This window comes from Neopusillimonas aromaticivorans, from assembly GCF_030344915.1.
Taxonomy (GTDB): Bacteria; Pseudomonadota; Gammaproteobacteria; order Burkholderiales; family Burkholderiaceae_B; genus Neopusillimonas; species Neopusillimonas aromaticivorans.
Window position 1 is genome coordinate 2,872,519 of sequence record NZ_CP128233.1, and the last position, 19,395, is coordinate 2,891,913.

A 19,395-nucleotide genomic window follows, 5' to 3' on the forward strand; every position below is an offset into this window, starting at 1 on the left:
TCGCAGATGGCCGAGCGCGTGAAAGCAATGCTCAAGGAGGGGTCATGATCACTTTCATCGTGCCCGGCAAGCCCGTCGGAAAAGGTCGGCCACGCGCTGCAGCCCGAGGCAAGAACATCACGCTGTACACGCCGCAAAAGACGGCCACGTACGAGTCGACGGTGGCGCTGGCAGCCGACCAGGCTATGGCCGGAAAGCCCTTGATCACCGGGCCTGTTGAAACGCTGATGACCATCGTGCTGCCGGTGCCAGTGTCGTGGTCCAAGCGAAAGCAGGCCGATGCCCTGGCAGGCACCGTGATGCCCACCAGCAAGCCCGACATGGACAATGTGGTCAAGGCCATTTTCGACGCCATCAACGGCATCGTGTGGACAGATGACGTTCAGGTGGTTGGCCTGCGAGTGCGCAAGGTTTACGGCGCGATACCGCGTGTTCAGGTGACCGTTTCGCCCTATGTTTCACAAACCTCTGGAGGTTCGCTTTGAGCGACGAAGTGCTGTTTAAATCCGCCGCTGATGCGTTGCGGTTTGCGTTCAACTATTCCCACCAGCAGTATGACCGGCCGATGATGAATCGGTTGGCCACTGCGCCTGTCGGCGAGGGCAAAGGGCTGGCCGGGCAGGACGGTGCCGGTCAGGCCGGGATGATCCTCAGTCGGCTGGAGCGACTGCCCAACATGCATCGTGCGGTGCTGGCCGTGCGCTTTGGGCCCATGAGTTTCCCGTGTTCGTGCGGTAGTGCTTGCTGTTCAGAGCAACGGCGAAACCTGGCCTGGGAGGCTGCAGCAGGGGCCGTTGGTGCTTATGCTGCCGAAGCAATCCCAGGCGGGGCAGGGCGGTACCGCTTGCGTACCGAGTTGGTCAGGCGGTTCTACGGTGCCAGTGGTACGTTGGCGGATGTCGCGGAAAAGGTTGGGGTCAGTCTGCGTACGGTTGCAAGCGAGGCCCCGTTGGTTGAGGGTTGGCTTAACGGCTATCGTTCCAAAGAAACCAAGAAATGGGTAATGGGCGTTGACGTTGTGGCCATCAGAGCAGCAGAGGCGCTCTTGTCTGAATCGGGGTTCATTGAATCGAAATCTTGACCTTTGCATTTAATTAATGCAAAAATGGCACTTAATCGATAAGGTGCATAGTTGCGCCCGCAGAGCCCGATAGCCAAAAGCGTCGGGCTTTTTCGTTTTCGTCCTGCCGGCTTGCCGGCCTTTCGCCCCCGCCTGAGTCGACAGATTCGGTGGGGGTTTTGTTGTGGATTCTTCATGGCACAGCGACCACAGCGACCCTGTCGGGCAACTGGTTGCAGGGCCTTGCACCGCAACGCCCATGGCTACTGCGATGCACATGCCCACTTGGTCAAGGTGTGGACCAAGACGCCCGAGCAATCCGGACGTGGTGGCAGGCCTTGGCGCAGGCTCAGGGATCAGATCCTTGAACGTGATGGATATCTTTGCCAGTGCGAGGGCTGCCAGCGCAGGGCCTTGCCTTTGGTCGCTCATGAGGTAGACCACATCAAGCCAATCAGTCAGGGCGGTACCGATGACCCGGGCAACCTCAGGGCGATCAATCGGGACTGTCACAGGGCTAAGAGTCAGGCTGAGGCGCAGCGGGCGCGACGGCCTGGCAGGTAGGGGGAGGGCAAAAAGTTAGAGGTTGATTGAACGGACACCTGCCGCTCAATCGAATTTTTACACCCGCGAAAAATGAAATTCAGGAGTTGACGGCATGGCAGGAGCGGTAGGCCGGTCAGGCCGACGACCCAAGCCCGTTGAGCGCAAGGTTGCAGCGGGCAATCCAGGTAAGCGTGCGCTGAACACAAACGCGCCCACTTTCGACGCGGTTCTGAACATCGATCCGCCCGAATGGCTGACGGGGGCCGGGCGTGATCTGTGGTTGCATCTGGCCCCCTTGCTCTGTGCCCAGCAGGTGCTGCAGGCAACGGATATCCAGAACCTGGAGTTTTACTGCGCGGCTTATGGCCGCTTTCGAGCAGCTGAGCAGCACATTGCGCAGCACGGCATTGTCGTTGAGGGCGCGCAGGGCGGTTCGGTGAAAAACCCAGCAGCCACCATCATCAATGAGTCAACACGTCAGATGGCCACCTTCGGCTCGTTGCTGGGCTTGGACCCATCCAGCCGCCAGCGGTTGCTGGGGCCAAAGAAACGCGATGCTGGCGCTGACCTGGCAGCAATTTTGGCGATGTGACCATGACCAAGGCGAAATATCCTCGCGTGGCGGTGGCCACGCAGTTTGCGCGCGACGTGGTGCGGGGCAAGGTGCCGTGCTGTCGTTTTATTGTTCTGGCCTGCCAACGTCACCTGGATGACTTGGCCAAGTCAAAGACAAGGGAGTTTTCCTACCGCTTTGATCCGGCCAAGGCCGAAAAGAAGCTCAAGTTCATTGAGTTCCTGCCGCACACCAAGGGTGAGTGGGCAAGGCTGCGGCAAAAGGTTGTGCTGGAACCCTGGCAGCTCTTTGGCATTGCCTGCACTTTCGGCTGGGTGCGTAAAAAGGATGGCCTGCGCCGGTTTCGTGAATCGTACTGGGAAGTCCCGCGCAAGAACGGCAAGTCTGTGATTGCTGCAGGTGTCGCCCTGGGCATGTTCTGCGCTGATGGCGAGTTCGGTGCCGAGGTGTATAGCGGTGCCACGACCGAGAAGCAGGCCTGGAAGTTTTCCGGCCGGCCCGTCTCATGGTCAACCGCACGCCCGAGCTCAAGGAACTGTTAGGGATAGAGGTCAATGCGGGCAACCTGAACCGTCCCGAAGATGGCAGTCGGTTCGAGCCCATTATCGGCAACCCGGGCGACGGTGCCTCGCCATCGTGCGCGGTGGTCGACGAATACCACGAGCACGATGCAGACGACCTGTATGTGACGATGCAGACCGGTATGGGTGCGCGCCGCCAGCCCTTGATGTTCATCATCACAACGGCGGGCGCCAACATTACCGGGCCTTGCTACGACAAGCGCACGGAAGTCATCGAAATGCTGGAAGGTCTGGTACCGAACGATGAACTGTTCGGCTGGATCTGGACGATTGACGAAGGCGATGACTGGACCGACCCCAAGGTGTTGGCCAAGGCGAACCCCAATATGGGGGTCTCGGTGTATCAGGATTATCTGGTTGCCCAGCAGCAACAGGCGATTCGCCGGGCGCGCTTTGCAGGCAAGTTCAAAACCAAGCACCTGAACGTCTGGACTGCAGCGAAGTCGGGCTTCATCAACATGGCCAAGTTCATGGCGCCACCGTGCCAAGACACCAGCCTTTCGCTGGATCAGTTCAAAGGGCGGGAATGCATCCTTGGGCTGGACTTAGCAGCCAAGGTGGACTTGACCGCGATGGTCAAGCTGTTCTGGAAGGATATCGCAGGTAAGCGGCACTACTACTGCGTGGACCCAACGTTCTGGGTGCCCGAGGACACAGTGCAAGGCACGGAGAATCGGCGTCTGGCTGACCGGTACCAAGCGTGGGTGGCTTCAGGCCACCTGGTGCAAACCGATGGCGCGGAGATCGACTACCGCGACATTTTGGCCGAAGCGATGGAGGTCAACCAGCTGGCTCCGGTGATGTCTTCGCCGATTGATCCGCACGGCGCAGCGAACCTGTCGCACCAGCTGGACGATGAGGGGCTGAACCCGATCACGATCATCCAGAACTACACCAACATGGCTGACGCCATGAAGGAATTGAAGCTGCCATTTTGTCGGGGCGGTTTCATCACGATGGCCATCCGATCATGACCTGGTGTATCGGCAACCTGGTGGCCAAGTACCTGCCAGGGAGCGATGACGTAATGCGCCCGGTCAAGCAGGGCGACGACAACAAGATCGACGGCGCCGTGGCTTTGATCATGGCCATTGGTCGAGCGATGGCGGGCAACGAAAACCCAGACCTCTCAGACTTTTTAACAACGCGGTGATTGGATGAAACAGAAAGCGCAAAAAATAGGCCGGATTCGGGCGGCAGTGCTCGGCTGGCTGGGTGCGCCGTTCGGCCTCACCGATGTGGACGCATGGGCGCGTCTCGGGGCTACAAGTTCCGCTGGCGTGAGTGTGAACGATCAGAACATTCTGCAGCTGTCGGCTGTATGGGCCTGTGCCCGGTTGATCAGTGAAACGATGGGCACGCTGCCCCTCGGGATGCACGAACGCACTACCAACGGCAAACGCCCGGCGCCGCAACACCCGCTGCATTTCATCATTGGCACACAACCCAACACAGACACTATTTCATCCGTGTTTTGGGAGTCGGTCGTAGCGGCGATGTTGCTGCGGGGAAATGCCCGATGTGAAAAGCTGATGGTAGGTGACCGTGTGGTTGGCTTGAGTTTTCTTTACCCTCCGCGCCTGTCGATCACACGCAAAGGCGATGGCTCGAAAGAATATCGCTACACCGAGGAAAGCGGGCGGCAGCGAGTCATCCCTGAGTCACGCATTTGGTCGATTCCTGGCTGGTCGCTGGATGGGAAGAACGGCGTTTCTGTCATCCAGTATGGAGCGCAAGTGTTCGGGGCTGCTTTGGCCACCGATGAGGCGGCGGCGGGTACGTTCAAACGCGGCTTGATGCCCACGGTCTGGTTCAAGTACCCAGAAAAGCTCAGGCCGGAGCAGCGCGAAGACGCGCGCGAGTTCATCACAAATCGCGCAGCTGGCGCCGTGAACTCCGGAAGGCCGGTGATTATGGAAAACGGCATGGAGGTTGGCACCATCGGCATTAACCCGAAGGACGCCCAGATGCTGGAGTCGCGGGCCTTTGGCGTAGAGGAAATCTGTCGCTGGTTCCGTGTCCCGCCTTGGATGGTCGGCCATACCGAGAAGTCCACCAGTTGGGGCACTGGCATCGAGCAGCAGATGATTGGCTTTCTGGTGTTCACCCTGGGCCCATGGTTGAAGCGTATCGAGCAGAGCATCGTCAAGGATTTACTCACGCCAGCTGAGCGTCTGCGCTACTACCCGAAATTTGCTGTCGAGGGTCTTTTGCGTGCTGATAGTGCGGCGCGTGCTGCGTTCTACAGCGTAATGGTCAATAACGGCATCCTGACCCGCGATGAAGTGCGCGAGCTCGAAGACCGGTCACCGATGGGTGGCAATGCAGCCGTGCTGACCGTGCAAACCGCACTGGCACCTCTGGACGATCTTGGTGCCAACACCGCAGACCAGAACGCCCGTAACGCGATGGCGGCCTGGCTCAAAGACATGATGGCCTCCACGGCCGACACCTGAAGGAAACCAACATGAGTATGAAAACCCTGCCTGCAGCGCCGGCCGGTCGCCCCTGTGCGGCCGTTTCCGGCATCGTGCTGCCCGCTGCTTTTGACCGCTGGCACGCGGGCGTGAAGGCGGCTGCCGACGATGACGCCCGTTCGATTGGCATGTATGACGTCATCGGCTTTGACTGGTGGACAGGCGAGGGCGTGACCGCCAAGCGCGTGGCCGCTGCCCTGCGCTCGATGGGCGAAGGCCCGGTGACGGTCAACATCAACAGCCCGGGCGGCGATATGTTCGAGGGGCTGGCGATTTACAACCTGCTGCGCGAACACCCCGGCGAAGTCACCGTGAAGATCATGGGGCTGGCCGCCAGTGCTGCGTCCATCGTGGCGATGGCCGGCGACACGGTGCAGATTTCACGGGCGGGTTTTCTGATGATTCACAACTGCTGGGTGTATGCCCAGGGCAACCGGCACGACCTGCGCGAATTCGCCGAGACCATGGAGCCGTTCGACGCGGCGATGGCCGACATCTACGCGGCCCGCACCGGCATGGATGCAGAAGTGATTACCCGGCAGATGGACGGCGAGACCTGGATCAACGGCAGCGCCGCCATCGAGCAGGGCTACGCCGACGAGCTGCTGGCCTCTGACCAGGTGGCCACCACCAGTGCCCAGTGCCAGCACCAACGCCGCACGCCGCATGGAAGCCGCCATGCGCGCTGCAGGCCTGCCGCGCAGCGAAGCCCAGCGCCTTATCTCTGAATTCAAGTCCAGCCTGAGCGATTCGGCTGGCAGCGGTGTGCGCGATGCCACCGGACGCGGCCCGAGCGACTCGGCTGCTCTCAGTACCACGGCCGCTCTGGCCGCATCCCTCACTACCATTTTGAAATAGGAGCCACCATGGCCAATCCTGAACAACAGATCGAACAGATCAATGCCAGCCTGAAGACGGTTGGCGACCAACTCAAGTCGATGGCTGATAAGGCCGACGCCGACATGAAGGCTCGCGGCACGCTGGACGCACAGCTGCGTGCCGACATCGACAAAACCCTCACCACCCAAGGCGAGCTGCAAGCCCGTCTGGCGACTGCTGAGCAGCTGCTCGCCAAGGTACAAAACGGCGGTGGCACTGCGAGCGGTCCGCAGACCATCGGCGCTATGGTCACCGATAGTGAAGATTTCCAGGCCTTCGCAGCGAACCCCAAGGGCGACTTCCGCATGTCGGTGCAAGCGTCTGTCGGTTCAGGCTCAAGCTCTGCTGGTGATCTGATCGTGCCTGATCGAATCCCCGGCATCCAGGGTCCTGCGCTGCGCCGCCTGACCATCCGCGACCTGATCTCTTGGGGCCGCACTTCCTCCAACAGCATCGAGTATGCGCGTGAACTGGTGTACACCAACAACGCCGGCGTTGTAAGCGAGAACCCTCGGACGGCAAGCCGGAATCGGACATCACCTTTGAAGCCGACAGCGCACCAGTCGTGACGATTGCGCACTGGATTCATGCCTCCAAGCAGGTGATTGCTGATGTGGCGATGTTGCAGTCCTACATTGATGGTCGCTTGCGCTATGGCTTGAAGTTCAAAGAAGAAGCCCAACTGCTCAAAGGCAGCGGTGTCGGCTTGAATATCGACGGCATTTACACCCAGGCATCCAGCTACGTTAACCCTGGGGTGTTGGTGCAGGCCGAGACCCGCATCGATCGTCTGCGCTTGGCGCTGCTGCAAGTAGAGCTGGCCGAATACTGGGCAGACGGCATCGTCATCAGCCCGCTTGACTGGGCAGCCATTGAGCTGACGAAGGATTCGACCAACAACTACATGTTCACCAATGCCCGCTCGACCATGCAGCCGGGACTTTGGGGGCGCAACGTGGTTCCCACTCAGGCCATGGACGGCGGCGACTTCCTTGTTGGCGCTTTCGGTGGCGGTTTGGCTGTTCAGGGATGGGATCGTGAAGACGTGGCCGTTGCGATTTCGGAACATGACCGCGACAACTTCATCAAGAACATGCTCACGATCCGCTGCGAGGAGCGCGTTGGCCTGACCGTCTACCGGCCCCAGGCCTTCGTGAAGGGCGACTTCGACGGCATCGACGCTTCCACCAACGCCTAAGGGCAGCCCCGGCCGGTTCGCTGGCCGGGGTCTCCGCGAGGAATCCATGAAAACCGTAATCGCTATTCAATCATTCGACCATGGCGGCGTGCGCCGGCGCGGCGACGTGTTCGAGGTATCCCCCAGGTCGCGGAGCATCTGCGCCGTAATGGCCTGGTCCGAATTCATGGCGGGTCGGCATCGTCACCCGACCCTTCCCGGGCCGCTGGCGAGAGTTCGTCTGCATCGCCAGCGGCCCCAGTCTCACGCAAGCGGACTGCGAAGAGGTCAGGAAGTGGCGAGACAGGCGAGAGGATCGAGCAGTAATCGTCACCAACACGACATTCCGGGCTGCGCCATGGGCCGATGTGCTGTTCGCCATGGACAAGGACTGGTGGCGGGTGTACCGGGAGGAAGCCGGGCAAGTATTCGCAGGCGAGCTGGTGACGCAGCAGCCCAACTGCTACGGAGTGCGGCGCGTAGATTTCCAGCCGCAGTATCGCAACTCCGGAGCGAGTGCCATCGGACTGGCAGTGCATCTTGGAGCGCAGCGCTTGATTCTGCTGGGCTACGACTGCCAGAAGACGGGTGGGCGGGCGCACTGGCACGGTGATCACCCGAGGGGTTGGGCAACGCCGGCTCACTCAACAAATGGTCCGCGCAGTTTCAGAAGCTGGCGCGGGATTTCCACAATTTCGACATCATGAACTGCACCAGGGAAACGGCGCTGACCTGCTTTCCCAAGGTGCCATTGGAGCGCGCACTGAATGACGACGCGAACAGTAGTGACCTGGCTGTGGGCCGGGAATCGGGAGTACCTGCCTGAGCATGTGAATGTGCTGGCTGCCATGTTCCGGCGGCACCTGACACTGCCGCATCGGCTCGTATGCATCACCGATCTGAGGGCTGGCTTCGACGAGGAGTCGACGTGATGCCGATTCCAGCGGCCGCGCAGAAACTTGCCGCGTTCCGCACCCCTGAAGGGGCCCGCTTCCCCAGTTGCTACCGCAGGCTGTGGATGTTCTCAGACGAGGCGAAGTGCCTGGGTAAGCGCGTGCTGATGACTGACCTCGATGTACTGATCACCCGAAACATCGATCACCTGTTCGCGCCGCGCGACAAGTTCGTCGGTTGGCAACCGAAGGCAAGCTGGGGCGGCACCAACCGAATCGGTGGTGGCCTGTACCTGCTGACCCTGGCGCACATCCTGATGTGTTCGACGAGTTCCATGGCATGGAGTCTATCGTGCAGGCGCGTGCTGCTGGTTATCGGGGCAGCGATCAGGCATGGATGAGCCACAAGCTGTTCGGCAGGGTGAAGCTCTGGCCGCAGGATTCTGGCATTTACAGCATCCGCGACCTGAAGGACGGCCAGCTGCCCGATGATGCCTGCCTGGTTCAGTTCAACGGCACCAGCAAGCCATGGCACGGTCGGCCATCTTGGACATTGGAGCATTGGAAAAAATGAGCATCATCACTCTGGAAACGGCCAAGCAGTACCTCGACGTGATCCACAGCGCCGACGACGCCAAGCTGCAGATGCTGCTGGATGCCGCCGAGGATGAGGCCGCGCAGTACATTAATCAGCCGCTGTCCGAACTGCGGCCCGAGGAAGTCAGCAGCGAACAGCCTGACGCTCTGCCGGGCAGTGTTGTGATGGGCGTGATGCTTCTGTTGCAGGCCGCCTACCAGGCCACGCCGGATGATGCGGAGAAGCTGCGCCGGGCTGCTGAGGTGAAGCTCACGCCGTACCGAATCGGCTGGGGGTGTGATGCTGGCCCATCGACTCCGACACCGCGTCACGTTCCAGCACAAGGCAGAGCCGCAGCGCAATGAGGACGGGTTCATTATTCCCGGCTCCGGAGGCTGGCAGACTGTCACGCTTGCAGATGGCACGAAGCTGGAGAACGTGCCCGCTGAAGTGCTGACCGGTCCAGGAAAGGAGTGGGTCGGTTCTGCCGCACCGCAGGCCGAGACATCGGCGCGTATCAATTTGCGCTGGTTCCCGGCTGACGAACGCGATATGGCCGCCTGGCGCGTGCTGTGGGACGGCCGCGTTTACAACATCACGTCGGTGGAAACCGACATCACCGCCCGTCGGGAGTGGCGCTTGCGCTGCACCGACGGACCTACGGAGGGGCAATGACATGAATAGCACCGAAATTAGCATACCAACAGTGGATGGGTCATGTGTTTTAACGATCGAAGAGTGTATGCGGGCGCTCAAAAAATTACCTACTGAAGCGCTGAATAGTCAGGCGGTAAGGGACTCGCTCGCTGATGCAGCGAAAGAAATGCGCGATATCGCGACCCGACATGCACGTGGAGCGCAGTGGCAATGAAACAGCAGCTGGATCGCATCGAGGCCAAGCTGGACGCGCTGCTTGATGCCCTAGCAGATGAGGGTGACGACGACGAACCGCAATACGACCTCGACGGCAACTTGATCGAGGGCGGCGAGCGCGATGAGAACGAGACATTGGATTGAGGGCGACATGCGAGTTTCCGTTATTGAGACAGATCCCGGACACGCAACGTTCCGAGCAATGGGAGGGTTTGGCCGTGTTGCTGCGTTTTTGGATGGCAAGCGGCTACGAGACTGTGTGACTGCTGACAGCAAGACAGGCTGGGCCACGGTCTATGAGAGGGATGCTGAGGGCAATCTTGTCCTGAACTCGAAGCGCAATGCGGTAAAGCTCAAGCGCTTGAGGGGGCGAATCGAGATAAGGCGAATGCGATGAAGATCACGATGGACGTCAAAGGCCTGAACGGTGCTCTTGAAACTCTGCGGGCCTTACCTGCCGAGATTGTTTCAAAGCGCGGGGGCCCTGTGAAACTGGCCTTGGCCAAAGCTGCGCGAGTCATCCGTGATCAAGCGAAAGCGAATGTCCGCGCAATTGTGGCCGAACCAAACAAGGATGGTCGCCCCACGAAGAGTACAGGTGCCTTGGAAAAATCGATCATCGTCACACGTGGAAAGATGCGCGGCGGCGTGAAGGGTGAAAAATACCTTGTGCGAATCCCCAAAGGCGATACTTTTCGCTACGCCAACACACGATACAACCGACGTAAGAAAAAGTCGGGAAGAAATACACCGTGGAAGCGCCTACCTACTATGGGCGTCTATTGGAATACGGCACAAGCAAGATGCGACCACACCCGTGGTTGCGCCCAGCAGTTGCCCAGAAAGGCGAAGAGGCAATCAACGTGTTCACTACTGATCTGAACCGGCGCATAGACGCCACGATCAAGAAGCTGGCCCAGCAAAACAAGGGGAAGTGATGTTCGCGCCCATTTACAAGACGATCAGCACTGCGGCTGTTAAAGCCATTGTAGGCAACCCGCCGCGCATCTACGGTAGCGGTCTGGCGCCGCAGGGAGTGACCGCGCCGTACATCACATGGTTCGTGGTCGTTGGTCAGCCTTATGACCATCTAAGTGGCCCGCCTGGCGCCGACAACGACACCATTCAGATCGATTGCTGGGCCGGCCCCGGCGACGATCAGGAGCTGGTTTGCATCAGTTTGGCCAAGGCTGTTCGTGACGCGCTCGACGCTGCCGGCCAAGCCTGCCGAATCATCATCAACACCCGCGAGTCCGACACCAAGCTATTCCGGGTCGGCTTGCAGGTCGATTTCATCCATAACCGATAACCCGGCAGTCGCCGGTCAACATCGCCACCCTCGGGTGGCTTTTTCTTTGGAGGTCTCTTATGACTGCCGGAGTAGTGAAAACCCAAGGTACCCATTTGTACTTTGCCAACCCCACATCCTCTGACCCCGAGCTGGTCAAGCTGGCGTGCCCCACTGGCATCTCCGGCCTGGGCGGCGCGCGCGATCAGATCGATGTCACCTGCCTGGACAATACCGAAGACCGGGAATATCTCCCCGGCTTGGGCAATCCTGGCCAAGTGTCGATCCCCTTCAACTTCATTCCCTCGCATATTTCACATCAGGTTCTGTTCGACCTGAAGGAAGGCGGCGAAGTGATCGACTTCATCATCTGCCTGTCGGACGGCACCGCGCAGCCCACCATCAACGGTCAAGGCGTCATCACGCCGCCGGTACTGCGTACCAGCTTCGAGTTCCGGGGCTTTGTGCAGGACGTGAACATCGACATGGCCACCAACGACAAGGTCACCGGCACGCTCACCGTCCAGCGCAGCGGCAAGGTCAAGCCCAACTGGCAGGGACCGACTCCGTAACAAGTTTGGTCGCAGCTAGGAGGCATCCGAAAGCACGACGCCCTGGCGTGTTGCTGCGGCCAGCAAACTACCAGGGCAACTGTTTTTCATCACCAACCCGGCCATTGCGCCGGGGTTTTCATTTTTACCAGGGATAAATATCATGAGCACCAAAAAAGTCGCAGTAAATACCGCCGGCCTGTCGAGCGGATCCGTAGTTTCCAGCATCCTGACTGACGATATGTTTGTGTCCGAGGGCGATATCATCGAGCATCTGGTGAAGCTTGCCGATGGCAAAGAGCACACCATGTACTTTAAGCCGATGAATGCCATCGACTGGAAGAAACACCTCGAGGCTGAAAACTCCAAAGACCCGCAGGTGCGTCGGGAATCCAACGTTCGGTTGATCTCTCGCTATCTCGTTGAACCGGATGGCCGCCGTTCGCTGACTCCACAACAAGCAGCACGGCTGAAGCCTGCAGTGTCGGGCGCGATCTTCTTGGCCATTCTTGAGGTCAATGGGCTTTTCAAACTGCCGTCTAACACTCCTGCCACAAAAGACGATGACGACGTCATCATCGGCGTTGACGACGAGGACGACGATCAGGATGGGCCGCTTGATACTGGGAACGAGACCGACCAGGGAAACTGATGAAAGCGGGCTCTGACCTCTGGTTCTGGCATACGTTGGCGCTCGCCCTGGGCAAGACCGTGGGCGAGTTGCAGAAAATCATGACGTTCAAAGAGTTTGAGTCTTGGAAAGAGTTCTACAGCCTTCGCCCATTTGATGACCTGCACCGGTATCACCGGCCGGCTGCGGTCGTCGCACATTCAATGGGTGACGGCAAAGACATTGGACGCACCATCGACATGCTGGTCAATGAGCAGCAGGTCACCGCTGAGATGGAGCAAGAAATGGCCGGCATGTTCAGTGAGGCCGACAAGGCCACGATCAAGGCGCTGACCGGAGGGTGATGTTCGGCTATCATTCCTGTATCTATTTGATACAGGAGGTGGGGATGCATTTAAAAGGCTTGTGGGCTTTTCTGGTCTTGTCAGTAGCTTGCTTTGTATCTACTGCTCAAAGCGCTGATGCCAAAACCGACCAGGAGTGGGAATACTCAACCCAAGAGGACAAGATGCGCGGCGATTCCATAGCTTTTGCATCAAAAAAATCAGAAAACGAGATCAGAATGCCAGGGGCGTTTGGGGCGAGCCGATTGGAAATCTTGCTCCGCAAGGGCGGGCCTCATGGTGACGCAGCGATACTTGTGGTCAACAAAGGCCAGTTTCAATGCTATAGATCTTCTGGGTGCAAGGTTGCTGCTAAATTCGATGATGGAAAGATTGTGACGTACACAGCCTATCCATCTGACGCTGGGCGGTTTGATGTGATTTTTCTGCAGGAACGGGCTGGTTTTGAGAGGCGACTTTTGAAAGCCAAAAGCCTGGTATTGGAAGTGCCTTTTTTCGAGCTGGGACGCAGCAGTTTGAGTTTGATGTAGGCGGATTGAGCTGGAAGCAATAACCTACTTTTTGTTTTTATGACCCCACTTCGGTGGGGTTTTTTTATGGGAGCTCGAAATGGCAACTGCTGGCAGCATCGTAGTCGACCTTCTGGCGCGCACTGGTTCCTTCGAGACAGATATCGACCGGGCAGCGAAGAAGGCGCGTCAGTTTGGGGCAGATGCGCAGCAAATCGCGGTCGGGTTGGATAAGGTTGCGCTTGGTATCGCCGGGATGGCTGCTGCTGGTATCACAGCGTTAACAGCGATGGCGGTTCGTGTAGCTTCTGCAGCTGCTGAAATCAGCAACTTTTCAGCCATTGCTGGCGCGTCTACGGTTGAGTTTCAACGCATGGCGGCAGCTGCGTCAACCGTTGGGATCAGCCAGGAGAAACTGGCAGATCAGCTTAAAGACTTTCAGGAAAAAGTCGGGGAGTTCATCCGCTCTGGCGGCGGCGGGATGAAGGATTTTTTCGAGCAGGTTGCGCCAAAGGTTGGGGTTACTACCGAGCAATTCCGCAAACTGTCTGGCCCGGAAGGCTTGCAGACGTATTACAACGCCCTGCAAAAGGCCGGCCTCAACCAGAAGGAAATGTCTTTTTATTTGGAGTCAATGGCGAGCGACACGACCGCCTTGATTCCGATTCTTCATAACGGCGGGCAAGAACTCAATCGGTTGGCAGACCGTGCGCAACGGTTTGGCTACATCATGAGTGAAGATGCTGTTAAGCAATCTCAGAAGCTGCACCGAACATTAGGGGATCTCGGGGTAGTTGCTGAAGGCACATCACGTCAGATCGGTGTCGCCATGACACCCGCCTTGCAACGGGCCGCTGAGTATGCACTTGCCTTCGCTGATTCAATTGCAATGCTGTCGGGAACATCGACCGTCTTAGAAAGCATCTCGGAATCGGCTCGCGACTTTGTTGATGATGTAGGGATGGCGGCTGCCGGCATAATTGAGCTTGGCCGCTCCGTCATCGAGATATCGAGCCAGATCGGCGGAATATTCAGTCAGTTGGATGCCGCAGCAACTGCCTGGGTTGCCCCGTTTATGGACGGAATTCGGTCCGCGACAAGCTCCCTGAGCCAGTCGTTTTCAGAATCTGTTCTGAATACAGCCCGGGAAATTGATTCCTTGGTAGGTTTCGCTGGCGGCGTTGCTGCTGTTTGGAAGGCGGTTTCCGACAACCTCCCTGCGTATTTTGATCTTGCCTGGGCAGAGGTGCTGAAAGATGCCGCAGCTTTCGTTAACGATCTAGCCGGGTTAATCAACCCGATGCTGAAAACGCTTGGCATGGACGGCTTTTCGCCCGTCACATGGGGTAAAGACATTCTTGTCAACATCGAAAGCGTTACTGATGCCTTCAACCGTGGGAAAACAGAAGCCATTAGCGCTATCGATGTTTACGGCAAGGTTCAGGCAGCGATGGTGGCAACCTCCAAAACGGCGAGTGATTTGGCAGGCGCTTTGGGTGAAGGCCCTGGCAAAGGCGCTGCCGGCGGTGGCCTAGCCGAGGGAGCCAAAAAGGCCAAGAAGGCACTCACCGAAGCGGAAAAAGCAGCGCAGGCATTTGCCCGTGAGCGCGAGCAATACCTGAAGGGTATGTACGGTGAAATCAGCAGCCTTTCCGACCAAGCCGATAAACTCGAAGATCAGGTCCGTTATTACGGCTTGTCCGAATCGGCCCTGAATGATCTGACCATTGCCCGGCTTGAAGAGCAGAAAGCCGCTCTGATGGGCATTGAGGGGGCTGAAGAAGAAATCGCCATTCGCCAGCGCATGATCGAACAGTATCAGCGCATGGGCGTGGCTATGCGGGACATTGAAGCCAAAGAGGCTGAAAAGGCAGCTTGGCAGCAATGGTCCCGCGATGTCGAAGGCATCTTCCAGCAAGTCAGCCAATCCCTCACCGACGCCATCTTCGAGGGCGGCAAGTCAGGCCGTGATCTTGTCAAAGACCTTTTCAAGACGCTGACCCTTCGCGTGCTGATCAATCCGGTGATGAATTCGATTCAGGGGGCGGTGACCAATTCGCTGGGGGGCATATTTGGGGTGAACAACCCTGCCGAAGGTGGCGGGGGCATCATGTCAAGCGGGTTCAACTTGATGAATATGGCGTCTGCTGCAAAAACCGCATACGGCGCGTTCACAGGCGGCATAACAAGCACGATGGCAAACGGTATGAGTTGGGCTGGCGAAACGCTTGGCTCAACCATGCTGTCGAATTTCGCAGCTGGCTTTGGCGGCACGATTGGGCCTTCTGCGGTGGCAGCAGGCAACGCTGCGGCGGTGGCTGGCGGTGATGCTATCGGGGCGATGCTGTCGGCGCAAAGCAGCGGGGCGGCAGGACTTGGTGCAAAAGCTGCGGCGGCTGTCCCGGTAGTTGGTTGGGTTGGCTTGGGAATGAGTCTGGCTAACAGTGCGTTTAGTGAGGGCTATTCGAGCAAGGATCTTGAGAAAGAACAGGCGTTTTACTACCCTGGATACGCTGTTGAAAAATACGGCACTGAGCTACTGACAAAAGTTGGCGTGAGCGACCGAATCGCTAACGTACTGACGGGCGCAAGTTTGACCGCCAAGATTTTCGACATGGTTGGCATTGGTGGCAAGCCTACAACGCGGCATGGGCAGTGGGAATGGGCCGAAATGTCCGGCGATAACTGGGGCATGAAGTTTCGAGACAGTCGCCAACCTGCGGGCACTGGTGACGCCATTACGCAGTACGCTCGCAGCGCAGTCGATTCGGCCAACGCTACCTTCGGCAAGCTTGGGGTCAATGCGGCCATCGAATACTTCTACGCCACAACGAACTCCAGCCTGCAGGGCGACCGTAACGGTGTTGCCTCTGGTGGTACGTTGATAGTGGATAACGCTCAGGCAATCGAGTTCGGCCTGATGAGCTATGGCGGCGACCGGACCAAGTACGGTTATGGCGGCTGGTCCAAAGAAGAAATGTTGCCGCGATTGCAAACCGATATTCAGATCTCGATGCTTGAGGCGTTCCAGACTCAAGTCGATCAAATGCCTGAGTTGCTCGCAAAAACACTACGCGGCGTAAATATCCGCGCTTTGGATGATGCCGGGATTCAGGCGGTATCTGACAGCTTCAACGGAATGATCAACATGATTCATTCATTCCGTGAGTCTTTGAATAGTCTGCCTTTCGAGCAATTGCGTGACCTGTCGTTTGATGCGGCTGCAAACCTGATCCAGTTTGCGGGCGGGTTGGACAGCCTGAACGCTGGCCTGACCACGTATTACGAGAATTTCTATTCGGAAGCCGAACGGTACGAAACGTCCATCGGTAACCTGGGCAAGGCGTTGGGTGGCGTTGGCGTTGAGTTGCCTGAAATGGTGGGATCAGCCGACGAAATGAAGGCGGCGTACCGGGCGCTGGTCGAAGCGCAGGACTTGAATACGGAGGCCGGGCAAAAAGCCTACGCCATGCTGATCCAGTCCTCGGGGGCATTCGCTGAACTGGCGACGTATGCGGGGCAGGCGGTGGATGCCGTAGCACAGCGACTTGCCAGCTCCGAGCGTCGATATGTGATCGACGCCCGTCGCGCCATCGAAAAAGCACAGCAAGAGGCTTTTGAGGCGTCTTTGAAGGCATACGAAGAAGGTGCAAAGCCTTTTGATGACCTTCGTGCCACGCTGCTGTCTGCTGGCGATGCGGCGGGACTTTTGGGCGCAACGATTGAGCGCGCCTTGTCGAACCCGACCGGCAAATACATGGCGGGCGGCGTCGAGTATGACCAGCCGCGCTGGGAATCTGACACCACAGCAGCCGGGTTTAACTACGATTGGGGCGTGATGCAGATGCGCCTGTCCAAGATGCTGTCTGACGAGGTGTCAGCCAACGCACTGCGCATAGAAAACGCTGGCCAAGCCTTGACTGGCCTTGCCCCGAATATCGGTGAGTACAGCCCGGTTGTCGGGCCGGTGGCTCAGGCGCTTACCAACGCAGTGGTCGAAGCATCCGGCGACATGGGCTATGCCGTGCGTGATTCGGTGTACCAGGCCATGCTGGGCGTGGCACAGCAAGACGTGTACAGCCAGTTTGCGTCACAAGGTCCGGGGCTGGCAGATATTCGCTACGCGCAGCAGCAGGCGGGCTTTGCGAGTCAAGCCGGCTGGGTGGCCGGCATTGGCATGCAGTTTGGTGCTGATGTGGTGGCCTACGGCAACGCGGTTGACAAACTGTCGGGTCGCCTGCGCTCAGGGCAGATCACGACCGAGCAGTACGAATCGGCAGTTGACGCACTGAATCGCGCGATGCCCACCGCAGTCGAATTGCTGGGCGATACCGAGGCGCAATTACAGCGCATGGCTGACGCAGCGCATGCCGTGGCCATGGCCGGCGCACGCAGCATCGATCACTACTTCGGCGAGCTTCGCAAGATGGCGCAGGAGCTTGAGAAAACCGAAGAGCCGATTAACAAGGCGACAGCCGCCATCGGGCGCATGTCGTCGTGGGTATCGGCCTTCGGTGAATCCGCTCAGGCGGCGGGCGAGTACAGCAAGCGCACTGAACAGTCTGCCCTCATCGCGCAGGCGGCGGGCATAGCGGCTGGCGTACTGACCACGGCAGATGCTAGAAAGGCGGCTGAGGAGTTAGCCAAAGACGCGGCATTCGCCGGTGTTGAGGGCGCGGCGCTGCGCGATATGTCGCTGCTGGTAGACGGCATCAAGGCGTTCGACCCGGATAGCTGGGAGCGGTCGATGATCCGCATGTCCGACGCACTTGGGCAGGGCGTGATTGATGAAGGCCAGTACGCCGCGCTGTTCAACTACAGCTTGGACGTTTTCGAGGACACGGCCCGCACGACGCAGCAGCTTGAGCAATCGTTCGATCGGCTGCGCGATGCAGCCGGATCACTTGCCGATGAACTGCTGCTTGATCGCGATCTGACTACCCTGTCGTTCGGCCAGCAGTACGCCGAGGCGCAGCGTCAGTATCAAGAGGTCATGCGCCGTGCGATGAGTGGAGATGTTGACGCTGCGGGCGACCTTGACCGCGTCACTCGAAACTTTTGGAGCGCTCCGCCGACAGTCGCGACGAGATCCAGTACCGCCGTGATTTTGCGGTGGCGGTGAACAGCCTGCGGCAGATCGAAACGAGCAACCCCATGAAAGAGATGGCCACTGAAATCAAACGGCTTAACCAGGAGGTCGAGGGCTTACGGGCCGATCTTCGCGCGGCCAACGCCACGGTGGCCAGCAACACGAACGAAACGACCCGCGAGCTGCGGCGCATTAACGCTACTGGAATCAAGGTGCAGGCATGACAAGCCCATTGACAGTGACAAAGCCCATCCAGATCACCGACGCTCGTCTGGTGTCGAGTAGTGTGCCTGCCGATACTACGCCGCTGTGGGATGCGGGCACGACTTACACCGCCGCACAGGTGGTGCGCCGCCCCAATCACCACCTGTATGAATCGGTGGCGGGCGGCACAGACGCCACGCCGCCCGAGCAGGCAACGGGCGGCGAAACACCAAAGTGGATTGATCTGGGGCGCACGAACCGCTGGCGTATGTTCGATACCCGACTGGGCACGCTCACTACCGACACGGGCGAAATCACTGTCGTGCTGGAGCCTGGCAGCAGCATCGGTGCTCTCGGTTTGCTTGAGCTTGATGGGGTGTCGCATGTCGAGGTCACGATGCAACAGGGTGCCAGCGTGGTCTACACACGCGCCGTAGACCTTGACTCGACTCCGATTGATTCGGTGTTCGATTGGTTTTTGCAGACTTGCAGCTGGAAACCGAAACCGTACTCATGGACCTGCCTCAGCAGTGGCCATCAGCCACGATCACCGTCAAGCTGACTGGCAGTGGCGCGATAGGCATCGGCATGTTGGTTATCGGCAAGCCCTTTGAGGTCGGCGGGGCCGAGTGGGGCGTGAAGGCGTCCATTGACGACTGGTCGCTCAAAAAGCGCGACGAGCGATTCGGCACGGTTGAGTTTGTCGAGGGCGAGTACAGCAAGCGGCTTTCTTTGCGCACGATTCTTGAACCTCACCGTTTCAACATGGTTTACCGGCAACTTGCCCAGTTCAGGGCGACGCCTTGCCTTTACGCTCCTTCAGCACAACAGCGGTTCGCTGGCTTGATTGCTTTCGGTATCGCTTCTTTTGATGTAGACGTGGCCTATCCGTCCGTTTATTACTGTTCACTTGAAATTGAGGGCCTTGTATGACAATCCCCGTTTTACCTTCGCTTGACCGGAATAGCCCGACATTCCGGGATGAAGTTGATACGTTTTTCGGCACACAATTGCCAGCGTTTTCATCGGCACTTGATGATGTGATGCCAGACATTCAGACAGCGGCAGCAATCGGCCCTGTAATATCAGCCTCGGCAAACTTCGCTGGCAGCTGGAGTACGCTTGCCGGGGCGCTGACAGTC

General features: G+C 58.5%; 26 protein-coding genes and 2 pseudogenes. 27 read left to right on the top strand and 1 reads right to left on the bottom strand.

Annotation, left to right across the window (positions count from 1 at the left end; translation table 11 throughout):
• Positions 1-44: 44 nt before the first annotated feature.
• The 9 genes and pseudogenes from N7E01_RS15920 to N7E01_RS15960 all read left to right on the top strand — a co-directional run bounded on the left by N7E01_RS15920 (position 45) and on the right by N7E01_RS15960 (position 7,315).
• Positions 45-485, top strand: coding sequence for a RusA family crossover junction endodeoxyribonuclease (locus N7E01_RS15920; RefSeq protein WP_289173584.1), 441 nt, complete (start codon positions 45-47; stop codon positions 483-485).
• Positions 482-1,081 (top strand): DNA-binding protein, encoded by a 600-nt coding sequence (locus N7E01_RS15925; protein ID WP_289173585.1) that lies wholly within the window; start codon positions 482-484, stop codon positions 1,079-1,081. Before N7E01_RS15920 ends, N7E01_RS15925 begins: the two co-directional genes overlap by 4 nt.
• Positions 1,082-1,255: 174 nt before the next feature.
• Positions 1,256-1,624: an HNH endonuclease gene (locus N7E01_RS15930; protein ID WP_289173586.1), complete on the top strand. Its 369-nt coding sequence runs from the start codon at positions 1,256-1,258 to the stop codon at positions 1,622-1,624.
• Positions 1,625-1,718: 94 nt separating this feature from the next.
• Positions 1,719-2,198 carry a phage terminase small subunit P27 family gene (locus N7E01_RS15935; protein WP_289173587.1) on the top strand — a complete coding sequence of 160 codons (480 nt, stop codon included), beginning with the start codon at positions 1,719-1,721 and terminating at the stop codon, positions 2,196-2,198.
• A gap of 2 nt (positions 2,199-2,200) precedes the next feature.
• Positions 2,201-3,914 (top strand): annotated as a pseudogene (locus N7E01_RS15940) (terminase large subunit).
• 4 nt (positions 3,915-3,918) lie between these two features.
• Positions 3,919-5,217 (top strand): phage portal protein, encoded by a 1,299-nt coding sequence (locus N7E01_RS15945; protein WP_289173588.1) that lies wholly within the window; start codon positions 3,919-3,921, stop codon positions 5,215-5,217.
• An 11-nt stretch (positions 5,218-5,228) separates the two neighbouring features.
• Positions 5,229-5,966 (top strand): head maturation protease, ClpP-related, encoded by a 738-nt coding sequence (locus N7E01_RS15950; RefSeq protein WP_289173589.1) that lies wholly within the window; start codon positions 5,229-5,231, stop codon positions 5,964-5,966.
• Between the two features lie 138 nt (positions 5,967-6,104).
• Positions 6,105-6,686 carry a phage major capsid protein gene (locus N7E01_RS15955; RefSeq protein WP_289173590.1) on the top strand — a complete coding sequence of 194 codons (582 nt, stop codon included), beginning with the start codon at positions 6,105-6,107 and terminating at the stop codon, positions 6,684-6,686.
• Complete coding sequence (locus N7E01_RS15960; protein ID WP_289173591.1) at positions 6,683-7,315, top strand: phage major capsid protein; 633 nt, start codon at positions 6,683-6,685, stop codon at positions 7,313-7,315. The genes N7E01_RS15955 and N7E01_RS15960 overlap by 4 nt, the downstream gene beginning before the upstream one ends.
• Positions 7,316-7,479: 164 nt before the next feature.
• Here N7E01_RS15960 and N7E01_RS15965 read toward each other — a convergent pair whose 3' ends face one another.
• The gene (locus tag N7E01_RS15965; protein ID WP_289173592.1) at positions 7,480-7,902 is read right to left on the bottom strand and encodes a hypothetical protein; all 423 of its coding nucleotides are present in this window, start codon (positions 7,900-7,902) and stop codon (positions 7,480-7,482) included.
• A gap of 17 nt (positions 7,903-7,919) precedes the next feature.
• Between N7E01_RS15965 and N7E01_RS15970 the strand changes: the two genes are divergently transcribed.
• From N7E01_RS15970 to N7E01_RS16050, 18 genes and pseudogenes are all read left to right on the top strand, one after another.
• On the top strand, positions 7,920-8,120 hold the full coding sequence (locus N7E01_RS15970) for a hypothetical protein (protein ID WP_289173593.1): 201 nt from the start codon (positions 7,920-7,922) through the stop codon (positions 8,118-8,120).
• Positions 8,121-8,222: 102 nt separating this feature from the next.
• Positions 8,223-8,588, top strand: coding sequence for a hypothetical protein (locus tag N7E01_RS15975; RefSeq protein ID WP_289173594.1), 366 nt, complete (start codon positions 8,223-8,225; stop codon positions 8,586-8,588).
• Positions 8,585-8,761: a hypothetical protein gene (locus N7E01_RS15980; RefSeq protein ID WP_289173595.1), complete on the top strand. Its 177-nt coding sequence runs from the start codon at positions 8,585-8,587 to the stop codon at positions 8,759-8,761. Before N7E01_RS15975 ends, N7E01_RS15980 begins: the two co-directional genes overlap by 4 nt.
• Entirely contained in the window at positions 8,758-9,129 is a 372-nt protein-coding gene (locus N7E01_RS15985) for a head-tail connector protein (RefSeq protein WP_289173596.1), read from the top strand. Before N7E01_RS15980 ends, N7E01_RS15985 begins: the two co-directional genes overlap by 4 nt.
• Positions 9,065-9,439: a head-tail adaptor protein gene (locus N7E01_RS15990; RefSeq protein ID WP_289173597.1), complete on the top strand. Its 375-nt coding sequence runs from the start codon at positions 9,065-9,067 to the stop codon at positions 9,437-9,439. The genes N7E01_RS15985 and N7E01_RS15990 overlap by 65 nt, the downstream gene beginning before the upstream one ends.
• A 1-nt stretch (position 9,440) precedes the next feature.
• Positions 9,441-9,635 (top strand): hypothetical protein, encoded by a 195-nt coding sequence (locus N7E01_RS15995; RefSeq protein WP_289173598.1) that lies wholly within the window; start codon positions 9,441-9,443, stop codon positions 9,633-9,635.
• Positions 9,632-9,781, top strand: a complete 150-nt coding sequence (locus tag N7E01_RS16000) for a hypothetical protein (protein WP_289173599.1) — start codon at positions 9,632-9,634, stop codon at positions 9,779-9,781. The genes N7E01_RS15995 and N7E01_RS16000 overlap by 4 nt, the downstream gene beginning before the upstream one ends.
• A gap of 261 nt (positions 9,782-10,042) precedes the next feature.
• Positions 10,043-10,288: pseudogene (locus N7E01_RS19695) on the top strand (HK97 gp10 family phage protein); the annotation flags it as partial.
• Between the two features lie 101 nt (positions 10,289-10,389).
• Complete coding sequence (locus tag N7E01_RS19095) at positions 10,390-10,575, top strand: HK97-gp10 family putative phage morphogenesis protein (protein ID WP_350494882.1); 186 nt, start codon at positions 10,390-10,392, stop codon at positions 10,573-10,575.
• The gene (locus N7E01_RS16010; RefSeq protein ID WP_289173601.1) at positions 10,575-10,946 is read left to right on the top strand and encodes a DUF3168 domain-containing protein; all 372 of its coding nucleotides are present in this window, start codon (positions 10,575-10,577) and stop codon (positions 10,944-10,946) included. The genes N7E01_RS19095 and N7E01_RS16010 overlap by 1 nt, the downstream gene beginning before the upstream one ends.
• A 59-nt stretch (positions 10,947-11,005) precedes the next feature.
• Positions 11,006-11,497, top strand: coding sequence for a phage tail tube protein (locus N7E01_RS16015; protein ID WP_289173602.1), 492 nt, complete (start codon positions 11,006-11,008; stop codon positions 11,495-11,497).
• Positions 11,498-11,639: 142 nt separating this feature from the next.
• Positions 11,640-12,128 carry a hypothetical protein gene (locus N7E01_RS16020; protein WP_289173603.1) on the top strand — a complete coding sequence of 163 codons (489 nt, stop codon included), beginning with the start codon at positions 11,640-11,642 and terminating at the stop codon, positions 12,126-12,128.
• Positions 12,128-12,451, top strand: a complete 324-nt coding sequence (locus tag N7E01_RS16025) for a hypothetical protein (protein ID WP_289173604.1) — start codon at positions 12,128-12,130, stop codon at positions 12,449-12,451. The genes N7E01_RS16020 and N7E01_RS16025 overlap by 1 nt, the downstream gene beginning before the upstream one ends.
• A 44-nt stretch (positions 12,452-12,495) precedes the next feature.
• Positions 12,496-12,981, top strand: a complete 486-nt coding sequence (locus N7E01_RS16030) for a hypothetical protein (RefSeq protein WP_289173605.1) — start codon at positions 12,496-12,498, stop codon at positions 12,979-12,981.
• A 79-nt stretch (positions 12,982-13,060) separates the two neighbouring features.
• On the top strand, positions 13,061-18,082 hold the full coding sequence (locus N7E01_RS16035) for a hypothetical protein (protein ID WP_289173606.1): 5,022 nt from the start codon (positions 13,061-13,063) through the stop codon (positions 18,080-18,082).
• On the top strand, positions 18,073-18,273 hold the full coding sequence (locus N7E01_RS16040) for a hypothetical protein (RefSeq protein WP_289173607.1): 201 nt from the start codon (positions 18,073-18,075) through the stop codon (positions 18,271-18,273). Before N7E01_RS16035 ends, N7E01_RS16040 begins: the two co-directional genes overlap by 10 nt.
• A complete protein-coding gene (locus tag N7E01_RS16045) occupies positions 18,270-18,815 on the top strand; it encodes a hypothetical protein (RefSeq protein WP_289173608.1) in 546 nt (181 codons plus the stop codon). The genes N7E01_RS16040 and N7E01_RS16045 overlap by 4 nt, the downstream gene beginning before the upstream one ends.
• On the top strand, positions 18,767-19,186 hold the full coding sequence (locus N7E01_RS16050; protein WP_289173609.1) for a hypothetical protein: 420 nt from the start codon (positions 18,767-18,769) through the stop codon (positions 19,184-19,186). The genes N7E01_RS16045 and N7E01_RS16050 overlap by 49 nt, the downstream gene beginning before the upstream one ends.
• The last annotated feature ends 209 nt before the right edge of the window (positions 19,187-19,395 follow it).

What these genes read in the sequence shown, in the direction of transcription:
- N7E01_RS15990 (WP_289173597.1), top strand. Translation starts at nt 9,065, where the DNA reads ATGCTGGCCCATCGACTCCGACACCGCGTCACGTTCCAGCACAAGGCA.
- N7E01_RS15920 (WP_289173584.1), top strand. Translation starts at nt 45, where the DNA reads ATGATCACTTTCATCGTGCCCGGCAAGCCCGTCGGAAAAGGTCGGCCA.
- N7E01_RS16015 (WP_289173602.1), top strand. Translation starts at nt 11,006, where the DNA reads ATGACTGCCGGAGTAGTGAAAACCCAAGGTACCCATTTGTACTTTGCC.
- N7E01_RS15955 (WP_289173590.1), top strand. Translation starts at nt 6,105, where the DNA reads ATGGCCAATCCTGAACAACAGATCGAACAGATCAATGCCAGCCTGAAG.
- N7E01_RS15995 (WP_289173598.1), top strand. Translation starts at nt 9,441, where the DNA reads ATGAATAGCACCGAAATTAGCATACCAACAGTGGATGGGTCATGTGTT.
- N7E01_RS16025 (WP_289173604.1), top strand. Translation starts at nt 12,128, where the DNA reads ATGAAAGCGGGCTCTGACCTCTGGTTCTGGCATACGTTGGCGCTCGCC.
- N7E01_RS15935 (WP_289173587.1), top strand. Translation starts at nt 1,719, where the DNA reads ATGGCAGGAGCGGTAGGCCGGTCAGGCCGACGACCCAAGCCCGTTGAG.
- N7E01_RS16010 (WP_289173601.1), top strand. Translation starts at nt 10,575, where the DNA reads ATGTTCGCGCCCATTTACAAGACGATCAGCACTGCGGCTGTTAAAGCC.
- N7E01_RS15945 (WP_289173588.1), top strand. Translation starts at nt 3,919, where the DNA reads ATGAAACAGAAAGCGCAAAAAATAGGCCGGATTCGGGCGGCAGTGCTC.
- N7E01_RS15950 (WP_289173589.1), top strand. Translation starts at nt 5,229, where the DNA reads ATGAGTATGAAAACCCTGCCTGCAGCGCCGGCCGGTCGCCCCTGTGCG.
- N7E01_RS16050 (WP_289173609.1), top strand. Translation starts at nt 18,767, where the DNA reads ATGGACCTGCCTCAGCAGTGGCCATCAGCCACGATCACCGTCAAGCTG.
- N7E01_RS16030 (WP_289173605.1), top strand. Translation starts at nt 12,496, where the DNA reads ATGCATTTAAAAGGCTTGTGGGCTTTTCTGGTCTTGTCAGTAGCTTGC.
- N7E01_RS15985 (WP_289173596.1), top strand. Translation starts at nt 8,758, where the DNA reads ATGAGCATCATCACTCTGGAAACGGCCAAGCAGTACCTCGACGTGATC.
- N7E01_RS16045 (WP_289173608.1), top strand. Translation starts at nt 18,270, where the DNA reads ATGACAAGCCCATTGACAGTGACAAAGCCCATCCAGATCACCGACGCT.
- N7E01_RS16035 (WP_289173606.1), top strand. Translation starts at nt 13,061, where the DNA reads ATGGCAACTGCTGGCAGCATCGTAGTCGACCTTCTGGCGCGCACTGGT.
- N7E01_RS15930 (WP_289173586.1), top strand. Translation starts at nt 1,256, where the DNA reads ATGGCACAGCGACCACAGCGACCCTGTCGGGCAACTGGTTGCAGGGCC.
- N7E01_RS16020 (WP_289173603.1), top strand. Translation starts at nt 11,640, where the DNA reads ATGAGCACCAAAAAAGTCGCAGTAAATACCGCCGGCCTGTCGAGCGGA.
- N7E01_RS16000 (WP_289173599.1), top strand. Translation starts at nt 9,632, where the DNA reads ATGAAACAGCAGCTGGATCGCATCGAGGCCAAGCTGGACGCGCTGCTT.
- N7E01_RS15980 (WP_289173595.1), top strand. Translation starts at nt 8,585, where the DNA reads ATGAGCCACAAGCTGTTCGGCAGGGTGAAGCTCTGGCCGCAGGATTCT.